16 protein-coding genes are annotated in these 22147 nt (G+C 73.7%); 10 read left to right on the forward strand and 6 right to left on the reverse strand.

The genetic code is table 11. The annotated features are described in order from the left end of the window. Positions 1-70 precede the first annotated feature (70 nt). A complete protein-coding gene (locus tag ACFXOA_RS26715; protein ID WP_385033563.1) occupies positions 71-406 on the forward strand; it encodes a hypothetical protein in 336 nt (111 codons plus the stop codon). An 80-nt stretch (positions 407-486) separates the two neighbouring features. Here the strand turns inward: ACFXOA_RS26715 and ACFXOA_RS26720 are convergent, their stop codons facing one another. Further along, the gene (locus ACFXOA_RS26720; protein WP_385033565.1) at positions 487-894 is read right to left on the reverse strand and encodes a RidA family protein; all 408 of its coding nucleotides are present in this window, start codon (positions 892-894) and stop codon (positions 487-489) included. Between the two features lie 122 nt (positions 895-1016). Between ACFXOA_RS26720 and ACFXOA_RS26725 the strand changes: the two genes are divergently transcribed. The 4 genes from ACFXOA_RS26725 to ACFXOA_RS26740 all read left to right on the forward strand — a co-directional run bounded on the left by ACFXOA_RS26725 (position 1017) and on the right by ACFXOA_RS26740 (position 4814). After that, a complete protein-coding gene (locus tag ACFXOA_RS26725; protein WP_385033568.1) occupies positions 1017-1424 on the forward strand; it encodes a winged helix-turn-helix transcriptional regulator in 408 nt (135 codons plus the stop codon). A gap of 232 nt (positions 1425-1656) precedes the next feature. Next, positions 1657-2826, forward strand: a complete 1170-nt coding sequence (locus tag ACFXOA_RS26730) for a hypothetical protein (protein WP_385033571.1) — start codon at positions 1657-1659, stop codon at positions 2824-2826. A gap of 386 nt (positions 2827-3212) precedes the next feature. Further along, positions 3213-3872, forward strand: coding sequence for a histone protein (locus tag ACFXOA_RS26735; RefSeq protein WP_385033574.1), 660 nt, complete (start codon positions 3213-3215; stop codon positions 3870-3872). Positions 3873-3878: 6 nt separating this feature from the next. After that, entirely contained in the window at positions 3879-4814 is a 936-nt protein-coding gene (locus tag ACFXOA_RS26740; protein ID WP_385033577.1) for an SRPBCC family protein, read from the forward strand. Positions 4815-5065: 251 nt separating this feature from the next. Here the strand turns inward: ACFXOA_RS26740 and ACFXOA_RS26745 are convergent, their stop codons facing one another. Genes ACFXOA_RS26745 through ACFXOA_RS26755 form a run of 3 tightly spaced genes read right to left on the reverse strand, consistent with a single transcriptional unit; the run spans position 5066 to position 8186 of the window. Beyond that, on the reverse strand, positions 5066-5899 hold the full coding sequence (locus ACFXOA_RS26745; RefSeq protein ID WP_385033580.1) for a sugar phosphate isomerase/epimerase family protein: 834 nt from the start codon (positions 5897-5899) through the stop codon (positions 5066-5068). After that, the gene (locus ACFXOA_RS26750; protein ID WP_385033583.1) at positions 5896-7038 is read right to left on the reverse strand and encodes a dihydrodipicolinate synthase family protein; all 1143 of its coding nucleotides are present in this window, start codon (positions 7036-7038) and stop codon (positions 5896-5898) included. The genes ACFXOA_RS26745 and ACFXOA_RS26750 overlap by 4 nt, the downstream gene beginning before the upstream one ends. Beyond that, positions 7035-8186 carry a Gfo/Idh/MocA family protein gene (locus tag ACFXOA_RS26755; RefSeq protein WP_385033586.1) on the reverse strand — a complete coding sequence of 384 codons (1152 nt, stop codon included), beginning with the start codon at positions 8184-8186 and terminating at the stop codon, positions 7035-7037. Before ACFXOA_RS26755 ends, ACFXOA_RS26750 begins: the two co-directional genes overlap by 4 nt. Before the next feature lie 110 nt (positions 8187-8296). Here ACFXOA_RS26755 and ACFXOA_RS26760 point away from each other — a divergent pair, with 110 nt between their 5' ends. From ACFXOA_RS26760 to ACFXOA_RS26780, 5 genes are all read left to right on the forward strand, one after another. Next, the gene (locus ACFXOA_RS26760; RefSeq protein ID WP_385033589.1) at positions 8297-9361 is read left to right on the forward strand and encodes a LacI family DNA-binding transcriptional regulator; all 1065 of its coding nucleotides are present in this window, start codon (positions 8297-8299) and stop codon (positions 9359-9361) included. 60 nt (positions 9362-9421) lie between these two features. Next, complete coding sequence (locus tag ACFXOA_RS26765; RefSeq protein WP_385033592.1) at positions 9422-12565, forward strand: type 2 lanthipeptide synthetase LanM family protein; 3144 nt, start codon at positions 9422-9424, stop codon at positions 12563-12565. An 11-nt stretch (positions 12566-12576) separates the two neighbouring features. Continuing rightward, on the forward strand, positions 12577-12771 hold the full coding sequence (locus ACFXOA_RS26770) for a hypothetical protein (protein WP_385033595.1): 195 nt from the start codon (positions 12577-12579) through the stop codon (positions 12769-12771). A 79-nt stretch (positions 12772-12850) separates the two neighbouring features. Continuing rightward, positions 12851-15766 carry an AAA family ATPase gene (locus ACFXOA_RS26775; RefSeq protein WP_385033597.1) on the forward strand — a complete coding sequence of 972 codons (2916 nt, stop codon included), beginning with the start codon at positions 12851-12853 and terminating at the stop codon, positions 15764-15766. A gap of 313 nt (positions 15767-16079) precedes the next feature. Then, positions 16080-17975 carry a BTAD domain-containing putative transcriptional regulator gene (locus ACFXOA_RS26780; protein ID WP_385033600.1) on the forward strand — a complete coding sequence of 632 codons (1896 nt, stop codon included), beginning with the start codon at positions 16080-16082 and terminating at the stop codon, positions 17973-17975. Here ACFXOA_RS26780 and lanKC read toward each other — a convergent pair. Beyond that, positions 17962-20529, reverse strand: coding sequence for a class III lanthionine synthetase LanKC (lanKC, locus tag ACFXOA_RS26785; protein WP_385033603.1), 2568 nt, complete (start codon positions 20527-20529; stop codon positions 17962-17964). The two genes, ACFXOA_RS26780 and lanKC, sit on opposite strands and share 14 nt — an antisense overlap. A 66-nt stretch (positions 20530-20595) precedes the next feature. Then, positions 20596-21903: an MFS transporter gene (locus ACFXOA_RS26790; RefSeq protein ID WP_385033606.1), complete on the reverse strand. Its 1308-nt coding sequence runs from the start codon at positions 21901-21903 to the stop codon at positions 20596-20598. Between the last annotated feature and the right edge of the window lie 244 nt (positions 21904-22147).

Raw genomic sequence — 22147 nt, forward strand, 5'->3', positions numbered from 1 at the left:
TGCGAGTCGTCCACGCCGTCGCCCAGCCCCCGTCCGGCCCGGCACCGCACCGTGCCCCAAGGGGAAGTCCATGTCCGCACACCGCGTCTCCGCCCTCGTCGCCATACCCGTCGCCGCTCTTCTGCTGACCGCCTGCGGCAGCGACGAGGTGCACGGGACGATCACGGAGAAGGAGCACAAGGCCGCCCGCACCACCTGGTCCACCGAGCCGGTCACGAAACGGCAGTGCACCACGACCAGGAAGGACGGCAAGTCCAAGCAGTCGTGCCGGTCGGTGAAGACCGGCACCAAGCGCGTCTCCCACCGGGAGCCGGAGTGCTGGCAGATCGAACTCGACGACGACGCGCACGAGCTGTGCATCGCGAAGAGCAAGTGGGACAAGGTGCGCGTCGGCGACAAGTGGTGAGTGGGGGCGCCCCGTTGGCGTCGTGAGAGGTGGGCTCCTCCTCGGCTCCCGGTGAAGAGCGCCGGCCGGACCGCGAACGCTCAGCCGGTGACCGCGGTCGCCTCGACCTCGACCAGGTGTTCCGGGATGTCCAGTGCGGCGACGCCCAGCAGCGTGGCGGGCGGTACCGGGGTGGTGCCCAGGCGGGCCGAGGCCCGGGCGATGCCGTCCAGCAGTTGGGGCATCCTGTCGGGGGTCCAGTCGACGACGTACACGGTCAGTCTCACGACGTCGTCGAAGGACGCCCCTGCTCCGGCCAGGGCGGTGGCGACGTTCAGGTAGGACTGTTCGACCTGGGCCGCCAGATCGCCTTCGCCGACCGTGGCACCGTCGGCGTCCCAGGAGACCTGCCCCGCGACGTGGACGGTCCTCGTTCCGGTGGCGATCGACACCTGACGGTAGGCGCCGACCACCGGTAGTCCCTCGGGGTCGATCAGTGTGACGGGCATGCTGTTCGCCTCCTTGCCGCGGGCCCACGGCCCGGGCTCCGGCTCTCTTGTGGTCACCGGGGAACCGTAGGAGAGTGAGGCCTGACGTGGAAGAAGGCACTTTTCGGTGACGGGGGAACCCGATGGTGACCAAGCAGGTCAGTGGTGCGTCCGGCGAGGAGAACGACGATCTGCGACGCGCGGATTCACTCGCGCGGGAGATCTTCTCGGACGTGGCCAACAAGTGGACGCTGCTGATCATCGAGGCCGTGGGTGACCGCACCCTGCGCTTCAGCCAGGTCCGTGACGCGGTCGAGGGCATCAGCCACAAGATGCTCACGCAGAACCTGCGCATGCTGGAGCGCAACGGGCTGGTCGAGCGGACCGTGTATCCGACGGTGCCTCCGCGCGTGGAGTACCGGCTCACCGAACCGGCCAGGGATCTGCGGCGGACGGTCGACATGATGTGCGACTGGACCCGGCGGCACATCCGCCATGTCGAGTCCTCGCGACGCGGATTCGGCATCCGGGCGGCCGATCTCGAGGCGTGAGCGCCGGGCCCCGGAGCGGGCTCGGCCGTCCTGCGATCGCTGCCCGCGCCCGTGGGCCCGGCCGGGACACCGGGCGAGGCGTACGGGCCCGGCGCCCTTCCGTTCGCCCCGGCCCCGGCCGGTCCTGCGGCCCGGCGGGCCTTCTCGGCGATTGCGGAGCCGCTTCCCCCGTTCAACACTGGTCAGGGGGCTGTGTGGGGGGTGACGTGCCGATCGAGGATGTGCACCCGGAATGGCCGACACCGACAGCACGAACGACCAGGAACCTGAGCAGGACCGGTACGACGGACCGGCCCTCCCGGAGGAAGCCGGGAGCCCCGAGGGGCCGTCGGACGTCTTTCTCGATGTTCCCGCACTGCATCTCGACGAGCTCGGCCTGGAGGTCGAGGATCTCCGGGCTCGGGTCTCGCTGCAGGCCGAAGTGCTCGATCTGCTGAAGCTCAATGTGGGAGCCGACGTCCAACTCGGGCGCGTGCAACTGGACATCAAGGGGGTCGACGTCCAGGCGCAGCTGAAGGTGAGGCTGCAGAACGTGGCGAGGATTCTCGCGCGGGTGCTGGAGACCGTCGACCGGAATCCTCAGATCCTCGAACAGCTGACTCGCGGGCTGGGCTCGGCGGCCGAGGAGATCGGCGGCGGCGCGGGCAAGGCCGTCGGAGAGCTCGGTGAGGGCGCGAGTGCGGCGGTGGAGGACGTCGGCAGGGGCGCGGGCTCCGCGGTGGAGGACGTGGGCGAGGGCGCGGGCTCCGCGGTGGAGGACGTGGGCGAGGGTGCGGGCGGAGCCGTCGAGGATGTCGGCCGGGGTGCCGGTGCCGCCGTGGAGGACGTCGGGGAGGGCGCGGGAGCCGCCACCGAACAGGTCGGCCGGGGCGCGGGAGCCGCCACCGAACAGGTCGGGCAGGGCACCGGCGAGGCTGCGAAACAGGTCGGTCAGGGTGCGGGAAAGGCTGCCGGGGACGTGGGCGAGGGCGCGGCAGACGCGGCGAAGCAGCTCGGCGAAGGCGCCGGCGAGGCGACGGAGACGGTGGGCGAAGGCGCCGGGGAGGCGACCGGTGGAGCGGGCGAGAACGTGGGAGACGTCGCGCGGAAGGCCTCCCGGAGCGCCGGTGAGGTGTCGGGCGGTGCGGCGGACGCCGCGGGGGAAGCGCTCGACGAGGGCGTCGAGGGCGTCGAGCAGGACGGCGACGGCGGGGACCGGGCGGGGACCGGCGCGAAGGACGATACGGAAGAGCTGGAAGGGGCCGAGGGCACCCCGAGGGCGAAGCGCGAGGATACGTCCGACCCGCACAGGGGCGGGAGGAAGTCCGCCCGCGCGCCGGAGGTCAGGTCGGGAAGCGGGCGCGCGCACCACGGGCGGGAGCCGGTCAAGGCCCGTCGCCCGGTGCGTCGCCGGAAGGGCTGACGCCGCCAGGTACGGGTGCGGCGTCGGGGTTGCCGGGCCGGAAGGGCTCTCGCCGGCCGGCGCCCCGGGGGCGGCACCTGGAAGTGCCCTTCCGTCACCCTCCGTGGGCGGCGCGCCCACTCGAATGGCGTAGCCGGGGCAAGGGGCGGAGAGTGGGTAACGAAGGGCGGCGAGGCGCTCCGGGACCCCGGGTATCCCGTTTCTGGAACCAGCGCCCGGCGCTCGCGCGAAAGCCTTCCCGGGGGAAGAACTCCAAGTGAGACGGCTGGTTTCCTCGGTCGTCACCGGACAGCGGTGATCGTGGAGTGAAGCTCCTCGGCCGTCGGCGGGTCCTGACGGCCCCGGCGTCAGCTGATCCGCGGACGAGCCGTCGAGGTGGTGGACCCATGGATGAGAAGACGAAAGCCGCACTGGCCTCAGGGCTGGCAGGCGGCTACGTACTGGGACGGACCAAGAAGGGCAAGCTGGCGTTGAGCGTCGCGATGTTCCTGGCGGGCAGGAACATCAGCCTGGAGCCGCGGCAGCTGGCCGCTCAGGCGGTCCGGCGCCTCGGGGAGATGCCTCAGGTCGCCGGAGTTCAGAAGCAGATCCGCGCCGAGGGGGTGGACGCGGCCCGCGGTGCCGTGACCGCCGTCGCCAACCGCGGTGTCGGCTCGTTGGCCGACGCCATCGGCAAGCGTGCCCTCGACCTCAGGAGCAAGGGCGAGGAGGACGGCTCCGCGGACGACGCGGAGGCCGGCGCCGAGGACACCGAAGACGTTGAAGACGCCGAGCAGGGCGAGGACGAGGAAGAGGAAGCCGAGGACGAGGGAGCTTCGCCGGCAGGCCGTGGACGCCGAGGGCCGGGGAAGGACTCCACCGAGTCCGCCGGCCGCCGGAAGGCTCCTCCCGCCAAGAAGACCGCACCGGCGAAGAAGAAGGCCTCCCAGGCTCCGGCCAGGAAAGCGGGAGCAAGGCGTACGACCGCCCAGAAGAAGACGGCGGACGAGCCGTCGTCCGGCAGGGCTTCGAAGAACACGTCCAGCCGCGCCCAGGGCCGGAGGTAGCACGTCATGACGAAGACAGATGACGCCCCGAAGCAGGACGAGAAGTCAGCGATCGACCATCTCCGCGAGGAGATGGCCAACTACATGGGCGCGCGTCTCGATCGGGCCGCCGAGACGGTGGGACAGAAGGTCACCGACCTCACCGGCCGGCTCACCGATGTCACCGAGAACGGTGGCGAGTTGCCCGGAATCGGATCTCGTCTGCTGCAGGGCGAGTCACCGGTGCGGGCTCTCGTCTCGGAGAAGGCGAAGTCGGCGGCGAGCGGAGTCGCGGACAAGGTGAAGGACGCCTTCGGCGGCGGTGGCGGAGGCAAGCCCGGCGGCCCCAAGGTCACCAACATGATCGAGGTGCTGGACGTCGGGGTGCCCCTGCGCGTGGCCTACGACAAGTGGACGCAGTACGAGGACTTCAGCGGCTTCGCCAAGGGTGTGCAGAGCGTGTCCACGGAGGACGACGCGACGACCACCTGGAAGACCAAGGTCGGCCCCTCCACGCGGAGTTTCGAGGCGACCATCCAGGAGCAGATCCCTGACGACCGCATCGTCTGGACCTCCGACGGCTCCAAGGGCACCACGCAGGGTGCGGTCAGCTTCCACGAACTGGCTCCCAACCTGACCCGCATCGTCCTCGTCGTGGAGTACTACCCGTCCGGCTTCTTCGAGAAGACCGGCAACCTCTGGCGCGCCCAAGGCCGCCGCCTGCGCCTGGACTTCAAGAACTTCCAGCGTCATGTGACGCTCACCGACGAGGAGGTCGAGGGCTGGCGCGGCGAGATCCGCGACGGTGAGGTCGTCCGCACGCACGAGGAGGCCATGGAGGAGGAAGAGGGCGGGGAGGACGGCGAGGAGACCGGGGACGAAACCGAACCCGCTGCCGACGAGACCGGCGCGGACGAGGACGCCGAGGAAGTGGAGGAGGAGGACGGGAGCGAGGGACGGTAGGCCCCGGGCCGGCTGCCGACCCGACGGCCGGCGCGCCCTGGCGGCTGCGGTCCGCACGGGTGCGGCCCAGGCCCCGGAACGCGGAATGGGGCCCGGCCCACAGGCCGGACCCCCCTCGCTTTCCCCCTCCGTCGGGCTTCCCGATCCCCCCGGACCCCTCCCCGGAAGTCCCGACGCAGAGTACGACCGGGGAAGGTACGCAAAGGTTGCACGCCTTTGCGATCTCTTTACTCAGCCCCGGCCGGGCGCTCTCAGCAGGCGTGTTCCAGGTAGCGCGCGGCGACCTCGGCGATCACTTCGACGCCGTCCCTGGCCCAGAGACCCTCGTTGAAGATCTCCACCTCGATCGGTCCGTCGAAGCCCGTCGCCTCGACCTCGCGGCGCATCGCGCGGAAGTCGACGCTGCCGTCGCCGAGTTGACCCCGGCCCACAAGAACTCCCGCCGGGAGCGGGGTGATCCAGTCGGCCAGCTGGAAGGAGTGGATCCGGCCGCCCGCGCCCGCCCGTGCGATGTCGGCTGCCACCCGGTCGTCCCACCAGATGTGGTAGCTGTCCACGACCACGCCGACCTCCTCGGCGGGGAAGCGTTCGGCGAGGTCCAGCGCCTGGGACAGCGTGGAGACGACACAGCGGTCCGAGGCGTACATCGGGTGCAGCGGCTCGATCGCGAGGCGTACGCCCCGCTCGCGTGCGTACGGGGCGAGCTCGCCCAGCGCGTCGGCGATCCGCTCGCGGGCGCCGTGCAGGTCCTTGTCCCCTTCGGGGAGTCCGCCGGAGACGAGGACCAGGGTGTCGGTGCGCACTCCTGCGGCCTCGTCGACGGCGGCCCGGTTGTCGTCGAGGGCGCGGGCGCGCTCCGCCGGGTCCGACGCGGTGAGGAATCCGCCGCGGCACAGGCTGGTGACGGTGAGCCCGGCGTCCTTCATCAACTGCCCGGCGCGCTCGACCCCGTACGCCTGCACGGGCGCCCGCCAGAGGCCGACCTGGCCGATGCCGGCCTTGGCGCACCCTTCGACGAGCTCGGGGAGCGAGAGCTGCCGGACGGTCTCCTGGTTGATGGAGAGACGGGAGAGGTCGGCGCTCATCGGCTTCCTCCGTGGACGGTCAGCAGCGCGCGCATCCGGGACTCCGCCAGCTCCGGGTCGGGGAACAGCCCGAGGCGGTCGGCCAGTTCGTACGCCTTCGCCAGGTGCGGCAGCGAGCGGGCGGACTGCAGTCCGCCGACCATCGTGAAGTGGTCCTGGTGGCCGGCCAGCCAGGCCAGGAAGACCACGCCGGTCTTGTAGAAGCGGGTCGGCGCCTGGAAGAGATGGCGCGACAACTCCACCGTGGGGTCGAGCAGTTCGCGGAAGCCGGCCACGTCACCCGTGTCCAGGACCCGCACGGCGTGGGCCGCGAGAGGGCCGAGCGGGTCGAAGATGCCGAGCAGCGCGTGACTGAAGCCGCGGTCGTCGCCGGCGATCAGTTCCGGGTAGTTGAAGTCGTCGCCGGTGTAGCAGCGCACCCCGCTGGGGAGGCGGCGCCGTACGTCGATCTCGCGCTCGGCGTCCAGGAGCGAGATCTTGATGCCGTCGACCTTGTCCGGGTGCTCGGCGATGACCTTCAGGAAGGTGTCGGTGGCCTCGTCGAGGTCCGCGCTGCCCCAGTAGCCGTCCAGAGCCGGGTCGAACATCGGGCCGAGCCAGTGCAGGACGACCGGCTCGGTGGCCTGGCGCAGGAGGTGCGCGTAGGTCTCCAGGTAGTCCTCGGGGCCCCTGGCCGCGGCGGCGAGGGCGCGGGAGGCCATCAGGATGGCCTGCGCGCCGCTCGCCTCGACGAGGGCGAGCTGCTCCTCGTACGCGGCGCGCACCTCGGCCAGGGTCGCGGGTCCGGTGAGCTGGTCGGTGCCGACACCGCAGGCGATCCGGCCGCCCACGGCCTTCGCCTCGGCGGCCGAGCGGCGGATCAGCTCGGCGGCACCGGCCCAGTCCAGGCCCATGCCGCGCTGGGCGGTGTCCATGGCCTCGGCCACGCCCAGCCCGTGCGACCACAGGTGGCGGCGGAAGGCGAGGGTGGCGTCCCAGTCCACGGCGACGGGGTCGTCGGGGCTGACGTCGGCGTACGGGTCGGCGACGACGTGGGCGGCGGAGAAGACCGTACGGGAGGCGAGCGGCGCCCCGTCCGGCGCCAGGTCGAGCGGGGTGGCGCGGGGCTCGTACGGACCCTGCGGCAGGTGGATGGTCACAGGCCCAGCTCCGGTACGTCGAAGCGCCGGCCCTCGGCGGCGGACTTGAGGCCGAGCTCGGCGAGCTGGACGCCGCGGGCACCGGCCATCAGGTCCCAGGTGTAGGGCTCGTCGAGGACGATGTGGCGCAGGAAGAGCTCCCACTGGGCCTTGAAGCCGTTGTCGAACTCGGCGTTGTCGGGGACTTCCTGCCACTGGTCGCGGAAGGACTCGGTGACGGGGAGGTCCGGGTTCCAGACGGGCTTGGGGGTGGCCGAGCGGTGCTGCACACGGCAGTTGCGCAGCCCGGCGACGGCGGATCCGTGCGTGCCGTCGACCTGGAACTCGACGAGTTCGTCGCGGTTGACGCGGACCGCCCAGGAGGAGTTGATCTGGGCGACGGCGCCGCCCTCCAGCTGGAAGATGCCGTAGGCGGCGTCGTCGGCGGTGGCCGGGTAGGGCTTGCCCTGCTCGTCCCAGCGCTGCGGGATGTGCGTCTGCACGTGTGCGGAGACGCTCGTGACCTTGCCGAACAGCTCGTGCAGGACGTACTCCCAGTGCGGGAACATGTCGACGACGATGCCGCCGCCGTCCTCCGCGCGGTAGTTCCAGGACGGGCGCTGGGCCTCCTGCCAGTCACCCTCGAAGACCCAGTAGCCGAACTCGCCCCGGACGGAGAGGATCTCGCCGAAGAAGCCGCCGTCGATGAGGCGCTTCAGCTTGAGCAGGCCGGGGAGGAAGATCTTGTCCTGGACGACGCCGTGCTTGATTCCGGCGTCGCGGGCGAGGCGGGCCAGTTCGAGCGCGCCCTCCACGTCGGTGGCGGTCGGCTTCTCGGTGTAGATGTGCTTGCCGGCGGCGATCGCCTTCTTGATCGCCTCGACGCGGGCCGAGGTGACCTGGGCGTCGAAGTAGATCTCGACGGACTCGTCGGCGAGGACGGCGTCCAGGTCGGTCGACCACTCGGTGAGGCCGTGCTGCGCCGCGAGTGCCTCCAGCGCGTGGGCGCGGCGGCCGACGAGCACGGGTTCGGGCCACAGCACCTCCCCGCCACCGAGATCGATGCCGCCCTGCTCGCGGATCGCGAGGATCGAGCGCACCAGGTGCTGCCGGTACCCCATGCGTCCCGTGACGCCGTTCATGGCGATGCGCACTGTCCTGCGTGTCACGAAGTTCCCTCCATACAGCCGTAGCAAGCGCTTTCTATGCGGTATGACGCTAGCCTGCCGACAGCGGCCCGGACAAGGGGTGCCGCTCCAGAACTCCTCGGAGGACAGCCATGACAGTCACCCTGGCGGACGTCGCGGCCCGCGCCCGGGTGTCCCCGGCCACCGTGTCCCGCGTCCTGAACGGCAACTACCCGGTGGCCGCGTCCACCCGGGAGCGGGTCCTGCGCGCTGTCGACGACCTGGACTACGTGCTGAACGGGCCCGCGAGTTCGCTCGCCGCCGCCACATCGGATCTGGTGGGCATCCTCGTCAACGACATCGCCGACCCGTTCTTCGGCATCATGGCCGGGGCCGCGCAGACCGAGATCGGGGGCCCGGGTGACGGATCGGGCCGAGGGGGCGGCGAGAAGCTCGCCGTGGTCTGCAACACCGGCGGCTCCCCCGAGCGGGAGCTCACCTATCTCACACTGCTCCAGCGCCAGCGCGCGGCTGCCGTCGTCCTGACCGGAGGCGCCCTGGAGGACCCGGCGCACCAGGCGGCGATGGCGGTGAAACTGGGCAGGCTCGCCGACGCCGGCACCCGGATCGTCTTCTGCGGCCGCCCTCCCCTGCCGGAGAGCGACGCGGTGGTCGCGGCGCTGGCGTTCGACAACCGGGGCGGCGCCCGGCGCCTGACCGAGCACCTGATCGGGCTCGGGCACCGGCGGATCGGTTACGTCGCCGGGCCGGTCGAACGCACCACGACCCGGCACCGGCTGGAGGGGCACCGCGAGGCGATGAAGGCGGCGGGGCTCCACGGGGGTGAGGAGAACGTCACCCTGCACGGCCACTACGACCGGCGCTCCGGCTACGACGCCACGCTCGAACTCCTGCGCCGTGAACCGGAGGTGACGGCGATCGTCGCGGCGAACGACACGGTGGCACTGGGAGCCTGCGCGGCGGTCAGGGACCAGGGGCTGCGCATCCCGGAGGACGTCTCGGTCGCGGGCTTCGACGACCTGCCCTTCTCGGTCGACGCCGTACCCGCCCTGACGACCGTACGCCTCCCCCTGTTCGAGGCCGGTGCGCGGGCCGGGCGGCTGGCGATGGGCAAGGAGACGCCGCCTCCGGGCGGTACGGCGATCATCGCCGCGGAGCTGATGGAGCGGGGATCGACGGCCGCGCCCTCGCGCTGAGGCGGGAACGCCCCCGCACGGACGCGTCGCCGCCGGCGGAAAGATGGGGGCCACTCCCCCATGTGCCGGACGGTGGCCTCCCCACAGGATGGGCGCGGGGGAGCCACCGGGCTTCCCCGGCCGGGGGAGGTGGACGCGGTGGTCATCAAGGACACGGCCGGCGGCGTGGACCGTCCGGGCGTCCCGCAGGGATCGGCGGCCGGCGCCGGTGCGCGCTCCCGGGAATCCGGCGGTCCCGGACTCGACGCCTCCTGGTGGGTGCCCGGCACGGCCGGACCGCACCCCAACACGGAACCCGCTTGGGCCCTGTTCGTCCGGGAGACCGTGGCGGACGCGCCTGAGGAGGCGCGCGTCGCGGACCGGGACTATCCGGAGCTGACCGGCTTCGAGGTCGTCATGGCGCCCTTCGCGGCCCGGGCAGCGGCACGGCTGACGGGCCCGCTGTCCCCGGAGCCGTCCGGTCCGGGGGCCTCGCTCCGGCACCGGACCCCCTGCGCCGCCGTACTGGAGGGCTTCCTGCACCACGTCACCCGCGATCTGGCCCGGCTGGCCGCGCGGACCCTCGTCTCGGAACTGCACGAGGCCCGGAACGACGGCAGGCTCGAAGGGGCGGGACCGCGTGACCGCTTCCGGGACTTCCTGCGGCTGACCGGGGGCCGTACGGGCCTCGCCGCGCTGGTCACCAGGTATCCCGTCCTCGCCCGGGTCCTCGCGCAGTCGGCGATGAACTCGGCCGACGCGTTCGCCGAGATGCTCGACAGGCTCGCGGCCGACGGCGAACTCCTGTCCTCCTCGACCGTGTCCGGCTCCGGGGCGGCGGGCGGCGGTCCCGCCGCCCGGGGGCCGCACACGCTGACCGGGGTCACGGCCGGCACGGGCGACAGCCACCGCGGGGGCCGGTCGGTGATGCTGCTGCGGTTCGCCGACGGCGCCCGGCTCGTCTACAAGCCGCGCCCGCTCGCCGCCGAACAGCACTTCGGCACACTCGTGGAGTGGTTCAACTCCCTTCCCGGCACGCCCGGCCTGCGAGCACCCGAGGTCCACGACCGCGGGACGTACGGATGGGTGGAGTTCATCGAGGACGGCCCCTGCCGCTCGACGGCCGCGACCGCGCTCTTCTACCGGCGCCTGGGGGCGCTGCTGGCACTGCTGCACGTGCTGGACGGCACGGACCTGCATCACGAGAACCTCATCGCCTGCGGACCCCATCCGGTCCTGGTCGACGTGGAGACGCTGTTCCACCGGCCCCTGTCACCCGTCCCGCCCGCCGATCCGGCCGCGCGGGCCCTGCAGTCGTCCGTCCACCGCGTCGGTCTGCTCCCCCAGTTGCTGGTCGGTGACACGACCGCGCTCGACATGTCCGCCGTGGGCGGCGGACGGGCGGCTCCCTCGCCCCTGGAGACCGCGTCCTGGGCTGCGGCGGGCACCGACACCATGCGCCTGGTGCGGGCGGCGGGACGGTTCGGCGAGTCGGCCAACGCCCCCACCGTGGACGGGGTCCGGGCCGATCCGTTCCGTTTCACCGACGCGCTGTGCGAGGGATTCCGCGCCGGCTACACGGCCGTCGGCGACGCACGCGGGGATCTGCTCGGCCCGAAGGGTCTGCTGCGCCTGTTCGCGGGGGACGAGATCCGCTTCGTGCCCCGCCCGACCTTCACGTACGCCACGCTGCTGCACGAGTCGACCCACCCGGACCTGATGCGGGACGCCGCGGAGCGGCAGCAGGTGTTCGCGCTGCTGCGCACCGGGGTCCTCGGCGTCCCCGCGCTGCCGGGGCTGGAGGACGAGGAGATCGCCGAGCTGTGGCGGGGCGACGTACCGGTGTTCACCACCCGGCCGGGCACCGCTGACGTGTGGAGCGGAACCGGGCGGCCGGTGCCCGGCGTCACCGGGCCCACCGGCCTGGCACGGGTGGAGACGAAGATCCGCGCACTGGACACCGTCGACCGGCAGGACCAGGAGCGGATCATCCGTACCGCCATGGTCAGCACATCGGCCGGGCACCCGCACCGCGCCTCCGGGGACGGCAGGCCGCGGACCGAGGCGAGCGCACCGGAGCCGGAGCGGCTGCTCGCCGCCGCACGGTCGGTCGGTGACCAGCTCGTCTCGCTCGCCTACCACGGTGGCGGCCGGGCGAACTGGATCGGTCTGGAGCTCCTGGGCGAGCGCTACTGGCGGCTCACCCCGCTGGCGGCGGACCTCGCGGGCGGCTACACCGGACCGGCGCTGTTCCTCGCCCAGCTGGCGTCACTGACCGGCGCCGCCCGGTACGCCGACGCGGCGCGCGCCGCGCTCGCTCCCGTGCCGGGCCTGCTGGACGCCCTGCACCGGCGTGACGAGGAGCTCGGGGCGCTGGGCTCCGGCGCCTTCGCCGGACTCGGCGGGATCGCGTACGCCGTGGCCGAGGTCGGGGCGCTGCTGGACGACACGCGGATCAGCGACCTGGCGGGGCCCGCCACCCGGCTGTGCCGTGCGGCCAGCACCGCCGAGGCGGAGCTCGGGGTACGCGGCGGGGCGGCCGGCGGACTGGCCGCACTGCTCGCCGTGCACCGCGCCACCGGCAGGGCGGAGGCCCTCGGCGGCGCCGCTCAGTGCGCCGCCCGGATCGTCGCCGCGCCGCTGCCCGCCCGAGCGGGCTTCGCGGACGGCGCGGCCGGGATCGGGTGGGCGCTGCTGCGCCTCTCCGCGGACGACGACCGTTCGCCCTGCCGGGACGCCGGGCTGGACGCGCTGCGCACCGCGGTGCGCGGCACGGACGGGGCCCGGACCTGGTGCGAGGGTGTGGCGGGCGTCGCGCTCGCCGTCGCGGACAGCCCTCAGGCGCTGGCCGACCCGGAACTCTCCGGATGGCTGGCCTCCCGGGCCGGCGAGGTGGCCCGGGACGTACCGCCCGGGGACGACAGCCTCTGCCACGGCGAGCTGGGCGTACTCGAACTGCTGGGTCACGCCGCCCTTCCCGGGCTGCGCCCGCACTGGCTCCGCAGGACCGGCACCCTGCTGGCCGCCGCCGACCGGGCGCGGTCGCGTTGCGGGACACCCGGACACACGCCTCACCCGGGGCTGCTCACCGGCCTGTCGGGCATCGGACACGGGCTGCTGCGCGCGGGGTTCCCCGACCGCATCGGCTCCGCACTGCTCATGCGCCACTCCACGGGGGCCGACCGGTCCCCCGCACGTCCCGTGATGACCACCCACCACCAGTAGATGAGGCAGAGATGACGCAGATCAGCGATTCGGCCGGGTACGCGGACGTCACCACGGCACGCGAGGGGGCCCTGGAGCACCCCGCCGGCAGGATCTCCCTCGGGGCGGTCGGAGGGCTCGGGCTGCGCAGCAGGCTGCTCAGCGCGTCGGACGGGGAGATGAACGGCCCCGAACTCCCCTGGACCACCTTCACCGTTCCGATGTAGCACTTTCGGACAGGGCGCACCGTCCTGCGGGGGAATGTGCCCACTCCCGCACTCTGTCCCGCTCGAGTAGCCTGCGGCCATGCGTGCGAATTCGCCGGTCGTCGTGGGCCGGGACGCGGAGATCGGCCTGCTGAGCAGCGCCCTGGACGCCGCACGACGGCGTTCGGGGCGCGCGCTGTTCCTGGTCGGCGAAGCGGGTGTCGGCAAGTCCCGGCTGGTGGGTGAATGCGCGTACCAGGCCTACGGGCTGGGCCTGCCCGTGCTGCGCGGGCGGGCCGGCTCGACCGGCCTGATCGTGCCGTTCCGGCCGCTGATGGAGGCGCTGTCGTCCCACTTCCGGGCGGCGGGCACCCCGACCGATCCCGAACTCGTGCCCTATCACCCGGCGTTGGCCCGTCTGGTGCCCGAGTGGCGGGGTGCGACCCACCCCGGCCACTCCGAGACCGTGGTCGAGCTGGCGGAGGCCCTGCTGCGGCTGCTGTCGGTGCTCGGCCGGGAGTCGGGCTGCGTGATGCTGCTGGAGGACCTGCACGACTGCGACCGGGAGACCGTCGCGGTCGTGGAGTACGTCGTCGACAACCTGGCCGGCCTGCCGGTCCTGCTGCTCGGCACCCTGCGCCCCGAGCCCGGGGCCGCGCTGGACCTCGTACGCTCCGCCGAACAGCGGCACACCGCCGCGGTGGTGGACTTACGCGGGCTCGGCGACGCCGAGGTGCGGGCGCTGACCGGGGCCTGTCTGGAGACGCCCCCCGAGCAGATACCCGAGGCGGTCCAGCGGAGGCTGATCGAACGCGCGGCGGGAAACCCGTATCTGGTCGAGGTACTGCTGGACGACCTGCTCGAAACGGGCAGGCTGCGGCGCACCGAGGACGGCTGGGAGGCGGCGGCCCAGCCGGACGGGGCCCTTCCGTCACGCATCCTGCGCAGCTGGACCCACCGGCTCGACAGGATGGACGAACCGGTCAGGGACCTCCTGCTGACGGCGGCGACGCTGGGCGGGCAGTTCTCCGTCAGCGTTCTGCAGACCGTCACCGGTCTGGAGGACCGGGCACTCTTCACCCATCTGCGGTCCGCGGTCGAGACCGGTGTCATCGCCCCCGACGGCGCGGCGCCCGACCGCTACACCTTCCGGCACACACTCACCGCGGAGGCCCTGGTCTCCTCACTCGCGCCTGCGGAGCGCGCGGCCCTGGCCCGCCGCGCCGCCTCTGCCGTGGAGCGGTCCGGTGAACCGCTGGACGAGGACCGGCGCCAGCTCGTGGCGTCGCTGGAACTGGCCGCGGGCAACCGGGCCGGTGCGGCACGGCAGTTCGCCGAGGCGGGGCGGCGGATGCTGGCCTCGGGGTCGCACGGTTCGGCCGTGGTGCTCCTGGAACGCTCCCGGTCCCTGGCTGCCGAGGCCGATCTCTCCTCGGTGACCGAGTCGCTCGCGGTGGCGAGGGCGGAGAGCGGTGATCTGGACGGGGCTCTCGCGCTCGCGGGCTCCCTGCCACCGGTTCCGGCCGGCTCCAGGGCGGCGGCGGCGCGCGGGGACACCCACCTCCGGATCGCCTGGGTGGCGGTGATGGCCGAGCGCGCCGTGGACACGGCTCGTCAGACCGCCGCCGCGAGTGCCCTGTTCGGCCCGTCCCCGTCCCCGGCGCGCCGCGCCTCGCTCTCCGTGGTCGACGGCCACCTCTCCCTCCTTCCCGGTGAGAGGCGCCAGGAGCCGGGTGTCGTCGAGAAGGCGGCCCGTGAGGCCGCGGAGACGGCGGAGGCGGAAGGGCTTCCGGTCGTGGCCTGCCAGGCCTGGCAGTTGCTGGCGCTGCTCTCCCGCGAGAAGGGCTTCGACGCCGCGGACCTGTGCCTGGAGCGGATGCTGAGTCTCTCGACCGAGCACGCGCTGCCGCTGTGGAGGGTGGAGGCCCTGGTGCGTCTGGGGGTCAACGCCTTCATGCGTACGGGCGACGCCGCCCGTCTGCACGCGGCGCGCGGGGCCGCGGCGGAGCTCGGTTCCCTGCTGCTGGCCCAGACCGTCGACGGGCTGCTGGCCATGAACGCGGTGATGTGCGCGCGGTGGGAGGAGGTGGAGGAGATCACCGGGCGGTCGGTGGAGGCCAGCGCCCGGATCGGCAATCACGGTGCCCACCGCTATCTCCTCCTCGCCGGGGCGACCGCGGCCGCGCACCGGGGCCGCAGGCGGGAGACGGAACGGGCCCTGGCCGCCTTCCGCCGGGCCGGCGGGGAGGGATCCGCGCTCGAACCCCTGCGACTCGGTCTCTGCGGGGCGGTGGGGGCGCTGCTCGACGAGGACCGGCCGCGCGCGCTGGCGGATCTGGAGGCCTCCGCGGCCTGGGAGCGCGACCACCCGAGCTACTACTACCTGAGCGGCCGCTACGGGCTGTACCCGCTGCTGGGTGTGCTGGCCGGCGTTACGGGGCGCGAGGAGTACGAAGCGGTCGCCGCCACCCCCGGTGCGGACCTGGCGTGGAACCGGCAGTTCCTGGACCTGGCGGAGGCGGTACTGCTCGGCCGGGAGGGGAACCGCAGCGGCGCCGAGGGGCGGCTGGCCGCCTTCGACGCCCGGTCCGCGGCCTTCCCGGTGGCCCACCACCTCGGCCTGCGGCTGGTCGCGGAGGCGGCCTTCGCCGACGGGTGGGGAGAGCCGGCCGTGTGGCTGCGCACCGCGGAGGAGTACTTCTACGCGGCCGGGGTGCAGCCCGTGGCGGCTGCCTGCCGCACCGCTCTCCGCCAGGCGGGGGTGAGCGTGACCCAGCGCCGGGGCGGCCGGGACCGCATCCCCTCGGCCCTGCGGACGAACGGGGTCACCCCGCGCGAGTACGAGGTGTTCGTGCTGCTCCCGGACCGGCCGGGCAACCAGCAGATCGCCCAGCGGCTGTCCATCTCCCCCCGCACGGTGGAGAAGCACCTGGCCAGCCTGCTCGGCAAGACGGGCCGGCCCAACCGGTCTGCACTGTGCGAGTTCGCCGCCGAGTGCCTGGCGGACCAGCCCTGAGCCGGGCGGCGGACCGGCCCTGAGCGCAGGGCCGGCTGGTACGGGGCCCACGGGCGGGCGGCGTGAGGCAGCGCACCGGCGGGATGGTGCACCGCACCGGCGGGGTGGGACACCGCACCGGCGGGGTGGGGGCGCCGTTCCCCGGTGAAGGTGGGGGGAACAGCGCCCGGTATGGGGGCCGGAGGCCGCGGAGTACGGGTGCGCGGTCCGGAAGATGCGGGCCCGGTACCGATGTCCTGCCCTCCGCTTCACGTCAGGATCGGTTGGTGTACGGCACAGCTTGTCGCCCCTCCCCCGACCAGGAGGCCCGCCGATGTCCCGAACCCCGACCACCGCCGCCCGCTCCGGTTCCTCCGGCGCGGTGTACTTCTCCCTGCTCGGCCCGCTCTCGGCCGAATCGGGTGGCGTGCCGCTGCCGCTCGGCCCGCGTAAGCAGCGGCTGGTCCTGGCCACCCTGCTGACCCGCCCCAACGCCCCCGTACCCGTCGAGGTGCTGACCGACGTGGTGTGGCCGGAGGGGCCGCCCCGCACCGCGCGCAAGAACCTCCAGGTCTACGTCAGCGCGGCCCGCTCGCTGTTCGCCCCGGGCGACGGGGGCGACCGGGTGGTGCACGGCTGCGGTGGTTACCGGCTGCGGGTGGAGGAGGGCGAGCTGGACACCCTGCGCTTCCGGGCCCTGGCCCGGGCGGGCCGCGCCGCCGGGGAGCGCGGGGACCTGCGCACGGCCGCGCGTCTGCTGCGGGAGGCCCTGGACCTGTGGGGGGAGCGCCCTCCCCTGCACGATCTGCGGGATTCGGCCGGAGTGGCCGAGGAGGCCGAACGCCTCGAGTCCCGTTGCCTGACGGTCTACGAGGACTGGGCGGAGGCGGAGATCGAGACGGGCAGACCGGCGGTCGCGGTCGACGGTCTGCGCGATCTGGTGGAGCGTCATCCCTTCCGTGAGCGGCTGCGCGCGGCCTGGATGAACTCGCTGCACCATTCGGGCCGCCAGGCGGAGGCGCTCGCGGTGTACGACGACTACCGGCAGCTGCTGGCACGGGAGCTGGGGCTGGAGCCGAGCCCCGCGATGGCGGCGCTGTACAAGGAGGTGCTGGGACGTCGCCCCGCGTCGGGTCCCGCCGCCCCCAGGGGCGCCGCCTCCGGTTCCTCGCTGCCCGCGGACAGCCGGTACTTCACCGGACGGGACACCGAACTGGCCCGTGTCCTGGAGGTGTCGGGCGCCCCGGAGGGCTCCACGCTGGTCGTGTCCGGCCCCGCCGGGGCCGGGAAGTCGGCGCTGGCCGTGCGGGCGGCGCATCTGCTGGCGGACCGCTTCCCCGGCGGGCGGGTGCACGTACGGGCACGCCGGGACGACGGCACCGCGCGCACCGGGGCCGACATGCTGGAGGAGCTGGCGCGGGTGTGCGGCGTCGCGACCCGAGGGCGTCCGGACGCGGCGGAGGCCGAACACGGCTGGCAGGACTGGCTGTCGGGGCAACGTGCCCTGATCGTCCTGGACGACGTGGCGGACGAGGCCGCGGTGCGCGGGCTGCTGCCCCGGTCGGGGCGGTCCTCGGTGCTGCTCACCGCGCGGGGTCAGCTGGCGGGCCTCGCCGACGCGCACCGGATCGCGCTCGGCGCACCCGAGGAGCACGAGGCGCTGGAGCTGCTGGAGAAGCTGATCGGGACCGGCCGGCTGCGCTCCGCCCCCGCCGCGGCGCTCAGGATCGTCCGGGCCTGCGGGGCGCTGCCCCTGGCGGTGACGGTGAGCGGCATGCGGCTGACGGTGCTGCGCCACCTCCCCCTGTCGGAGTACGCGGAACGGCTCGAGGACAGCCCGGCCGCACTGGACGAGCTGGTGGCGGGCGACGTGTCCGTACGCGCCAGGATGGCGGCGGGGTGGCAGGACCTGACGGCGGACGACCGCCGTGCCCTGACACGGCTGTCGCTGCTCGCCGGTGACGGGGGCTTCACCCTGGAGACGGCCATGGACGCCCTGGGCTGCCCGCAGCGGGCGGCACTGCGCAGCGTCGAGTCGCTGATCGGTACGGGCGCCGTGACCTCCCCGGCGGGTGAGGTCACGGCGCACGCGGTGCGGTACGAGGTGCCCCGCCTGCTCGGTCTCTACGCCGTCGAGCGGTCCGGGGCGGGCCACGGGGGCGGGGCCGGGGCGCCGCGGATGATCCGGGGGGCCTTGCTGGACGCGGCCGTTCCGCTCAGCCGAGGGTGAGCAGGTCCAGCAAGCCGGGCGCGTCCTCCTCCGCGGACAGGTGGTGGAGGGCGAGCAGGAGCCCGGCGCTCCCCGTGGCGAGGTCGGCCGAGAAGCGCCGCAGCCCCGAGCCGGGCACGAACAGCCGGTCCTCGTCGGCGACGAGGTGCCAGGCCAGGTTGCGTACGGAGGCCAGTACGGGAGCCGTGGCGCGCGGGGAGGGGCCGAGCTGGGCGGCCGCCGCGGCGAGACCCGCCCGGCCGGTGAACAGCCCTGGTTCGCGTACGAATTCCATGGCGCAGCCCTTGGCCACTCCGGGGATCAGGGCGGACAGCACGGGGTCCTCGTGGTGGGCCGTCCAGGCCTGGGCGACCAGGGCGACACCTGAGCTCCCCTGGCCGAGGTAGAGCAGGTGGCGCCGGCCGTCCTTCACCTGGACGGTGCCGTCTGGCATGGTGACGAGATGGGAGGCGTCCCGCAGGAGCGCGGTGCGCGCGGCGTCCCGCAGCCATGCCTCACCCGTCAGCCCGTGCAGTTCGAGGTGGAGCAGGGCGACGCCGCTCAGTCCGCTCAGCAGCCCCGCCGATTCCGGGAGGCGCAGCCCTTCCACCGTCTCGCCCCGCACCAGGCGGTCGAGGTCCCGGGCCGTGCGCAGGGCGGTGTCGAGCAGCGGGCCGTCCGGGCCGGTGTGTCCGAGGCGCGCCAGGCGGAGCGCGGCGAGCGCGACGCCCGCGCGCCCGGTGAGCAGGTCGGCCGACACCGCGGGCGCGGCGCGGGACACGGCGCGGTCCCACAGCTCCCGGCCCTCGGCGGGGCGGCCCAGCAGCGCGAGGACGAGGGCCGTGCCTGCCGGTCCGTCGAAGAGGCCGCCCGGGGGCGCGGGGTCTCCGCGCAGCGCCGTGTCCGCGAGCCAGTCGGTCCACTCCTCCGGGGCGGGCGCGCCCACCCGGTGCAGGGCGTAGAGCACACCGGCGGCACCGTTGCGGAGGTCCGTGCCGCCGTTGGTGAAGAGATCGGGGCCGCCGGGGAAGAGGCGGTCCGCCCGTCCGGGGCTTGCTCCTGCGTGGATTCCGGCGAGCAGACCGGCGCGTATGCCCGTCCAGTCGACCCCGGGCGCCTCGAAGAGCGCGGCCACCCCCGCCTCGCGCCGCAGGGACCCCCCGTCCGCGTCGAGCAGAGCGGGCCGGGGCGGCCCGGCGTCGGCCGGCAGGCCGTAGCGCCGCCTGGCCCACCGTTCCAGGGTGAGGGCCTTCGCCCGTTCGAGCCCCGCCATCTCCGTGACGGGCATCAGCATGGTCAGCCAGGTGGCCCACAGGGCGTAGGCGTCGGCCTGCGCCCCCGGGGTGCCGGGGGGCGCCTGGAGCCCCTGGGCGCCGGCGAGCGGGGTGTCCTCGTCGTCGAGCGCCGTGGCGTACTCGAAGTCGACGAGGGTGACTCCCCCGTCGGGCCGGACGATGATGTTGGAGGGGTGCAGGTCGCCGAAGCGCAGTCCGCGTGTGTGGATCTGCTCCAGTGCGGCCGCGAGCGCGCGGACCACCGTGTCCGCCCATGCGACGTACGGGGCGAGTTCGTCCGGTGATCCGGCCCCGCGCACCAGGGAGAACCGGTCGACGATCTCCTCCAGCAGGGTGTTCCCCTCGATGTGCTCCTCGATCAGGAACTCGTGCTCCCAGACGGTGCGCAGCCCGTACACGGCGGGTACGCAGTCCAGTCCGGCCAGCGCGGTCAGCGCCCGGTGCTCACGGTGCAGCCGGGTCACGGCGTCGTCCCCTGCCGCGTCGAGTCCGCAGTGGGGGCGTGCCTCCCGCAGCACCACCCGCCGGCCGGTCTCCCGGTGCTCGGCCAGGTAGATCCCGCCGGCGTTGGAGAACTGGAGGGCCTCGGTGACGGTGTAGGGAAAGCCGTCGTCGCGGGCGGCCGCACGCGCGGCGAGGTGCGGGCGCAGGAACTCGGGCACCTCGACCCAGGCAGGGGTGCGGAAGACCACTCCGCGCTCGTCCGGCACCAGTCGTCCGGAGGGGTCGCGCAGGGCGAGGACCCGGCGGCCCTCCCCGTCGGTACACCACCGGGGGACGTAGGCGCCGTAGCGCGTGTACACGGGTGCGTCGGCGATCCGCAGGTCGCTGAGGACGTAGGGCCCGCGGCGGCCGGACAGCGTCCGCGAGAGTTCCCCGGCCAGCGTCGCGAACACGGCGTCGTCGGGCGGGTAGACGGCGATGAACTTGCCCGCGCCGCTGCGGTTCATGTGCTTGTCCGCCATCAGCAGCAGCGCCTTCTCGCTGCGCAGGAACTTGAACGGGACTCCGTGGGTGAAGCAGATCCGGGCGGTGTCCCGGAGCGTGGCCGCGGCTTCGTCCGGGACGGTCGACACATGGATCTTCCAGCCCTGCTCGGCCGGCCGGCCGTCCTCGGGCACCAGCGAGGTCCACAGGCCCACGGCCTCACGGCGCCATCCGGCCGGTGGCGGGTCGGTGTCCAGCGGGTACCTGGACCCCTCGTCGGCCAGACGCGCCGGGGTGTCGTAGTAGGTGCGGTCGGCCAGGCAGTAGAGCCGGGGTTCCTGGGTGCCTTGCACGCTCGGCCTCTCTTCTCCGGGCCCGCCGCGGAGGGCGGCGGTGGCGGCTGGGGTACGGAAGGGCTGTCAGGTGGCCCGGTTGGTGCCGGCGGGGGTCTGGTCCGGCTGTCCGGGCACGGGCGGGTGCTCGGGGACGGGGTCGGCCGGGCCCTGGTGCCCCGCCTCCCGGTCCGGGGCGGGTTCGGTCCGCGCCGAGGGGGCGAAGGTGACCACGAGGGCGGACAGTGCGAGTACGCAGCCGGTCAGGGCGAACGCCCAGCGCGCGCCCGCGGCCGTCAGGAGCGCTCCGCCCGCCAGCGGTCCCAGCGGCTGGACGACGGAGGACAGGAAACCCGCGGCGCTCTGCACCCGGCCGACCCGGTCCTCCGGGGTCACGATGAGCAGTTTGGACAGGAATCCGATGCTGGCGACCGTCGAGAGGCACATGGAAAGGGCGCAGACGACCCCCGCCACCAGCGGCTGTCCCGACCAGGCCATCACCCCGGCGGCCGCGACGCAGACCCAGCAGGTGGCGATGATCAGGGCCCGGGTGTGCCGGTCGGGGTTCAGCTTCGGCGCGATCAGCGCGCCGGCCAGTGCCCCGGCCGAGACGGACGTGAGGACGAAGCCGCCGCCGACGCCCGAACGGCCGCCGTCGGAGAAGGCGGTCAGGGCGGTGAAGGTGAGGGCCCCGAAGCCGAAGTTCATTCCGAGGCCGAAGACCAGCAGGACCGTCCGCAGGTAGGGGATCTTCCACAGAAAGGTGAGCCCCGCCGTCAGCTCGCGCCTGCTGAACACTCCCTGCGCCTTCGTCACGGCCCGGGAGCGGGTGCGTACGAGGGCGACGCACAGGGTCGACAGGAGCAGGCCGACCGCCTCGACGGCGAAGGGCAGGGCGGGGTGGACGCCGAACAGCGCACCGCCCACGAGGGGCCCCACGAGCCGGACCGTCTGGGTGCGCGCCTGGAGCCGTGCGGTGGCGGCGCCCATCTGGTCGGCGGGGACGACCGCGCGCATGAGGCCGAAGACGGCCGGCCCGTAGACGGTGCCGATCACGGCGGCCGCCGCGGCGACGAGCAGGACGAGCGCCATGGGGGCGTGCCCGTACCAGACGGCGGCGGCGAGTGCGGTGACGACGGCCAGGCTGCAGACGTCGCAGATGCGCATCAGCCGGCGGCGCTCCACCCGGTCCGCCATGACCCCGCCCGGCAGCATCGTGATCAGTACGGCCCCCACGCACACGGTCCCGACGGCTCCCGCCCGCACCGGGGAGCCGGTCTCCTTGAGCACCAGCAGCGGGAGCGCGAGGGCGCTCATCTGCCCGCCCAGGACCGCGAAGAGGCCGCTCAGCCAGAGCAGCCGGAAGTCCCTGTTGTCGCGCAGCGGCTTGGTCATCGTGAACTCCCGTCGATGGGCGGGTCCGTGAGGGAAGGGTCCGGGAACTCCGGGCGACGCGACCGGTGGCCGGGCCGGCCGGGCATGCTCGCGGGAAGCGACGGTGGGGGGGGGGTGGGGGGGGGCGGGTCGCGCGGGGGGTTCAGGCTGGGGGGGCGGGGTTTTTTCCACGGCCTTTTTGGTGTGGTTTACTGCGACTTGGGGGCTAAGGGTTTTTTCTGGTTTGGTGTGTAGGCACTCGACT

It is taken from the genome of Streptomyces sp. NPDC059166 (assembly GCF_042755185.1).
Taxonomy (GTDB): domain Bacteria; phylum Actinomycetota; class Actinomycetes; order Streptomycetales; family Streptomycetaceae; genus Streptomyces.